This is a genomic window from Streptomyces sp. NPDC020898 (assembly GCF_044333925.1).
GTDB lineage: Bacteria > Actinomycetota > Actinomycetes > Streptomycetales > Streptomycetaceae > Streptomyces.
Genome location: NZ_JBIRRV010000005.1, coordinates 1 through 830 on the forward strand (window position 1 = coordinate 1; position 830 = coordinate 830).

Consider the following 830-nt stretch of genomic DNA (forward strand, 5'->3'; position numbering starts at 1 on the left):
AGCGTGAGGGAAACGCCCGGTTACATTCCGAACCCGGAAGCTAAGCCTCACAGCGCCGATGGTACTGCAGGGGGGACCCTGTGGGAGAGTAGGACGCCGCCGAACAATCTTTGGAGGACCCCTGGTCCCAGCGTTCACGCTGGGACCAGGGGTCCTTTTGTTTTTTGAGACAAATACAGCCCGGAGCGCGCCGGGTAGCCGGCTGCGCGAGAATGACTTGCGGTACCGAAGACAGGAGTCACCCATCATGTCCACCAACTCTCCCGACGAGCGCCCGGAGCGCGACCAGCGCCGCCGGGACAGTGGTGACCGCGGCGATCGTGGCGGGTACCGCGGGGCTCCGCGCCGCGACGACGACCGTCGCGACAATGACCGTGGTGGTTCCGACCGTGGTGGTCGACCGACGGGCGGTTCCGACCGTGGTAGTCGACCCACAGGTGGTTCCGACCGCGGTGGTCGACCCACAGGCGGTTACGGTCGCCGTGATGACCGTCCGGCGACCCCCCGCCGTGACGACCGGGGTGATCGACCCGGTGGCGGTGGCGGTTTCCGCCGGGACGACAACCGTGGTGAGCGTGGTGGCTTTGTGCGCCGCGATGACCGTCGTGACGGTGAAGGCGGGGCTCGTCCGGCCTTCCGGCGTGACGAGCGTTCGGACCGTCCGGCGGGACCCCGTCGTGACGACCGAGGTGATCGGCCTGGCGGCGGCGGTGGGTTCCGTCGGGACGACAACCGTGGTGGTGGTGACCGCGGTGGCTTCGTTCGGCGTGACGACCGCCGTGACGACCGTCGGGATGATGATCGTGGTGGGTTCCGTGGCCGGAGTGAAC

At 68.3% G+C, this 830-nt stretch carries 1 rRNA gene and 1 pseudogene; both read left to right on the plus strand.

Annotated features, from left to right (window positions below):
* Positions 1-105, plus strand: a 5S ribosomal RNA gene (rrf, locus tag ACH4TV_RS17355); the annotation flags it as partial.
* Between the two features lie 200 nt (positions 106-305).
* A pseudogene (locus ACH4TV_RS17360) lies at positions 306-830 on the plus strand (hypothetical protein); the annotation flags it as partial.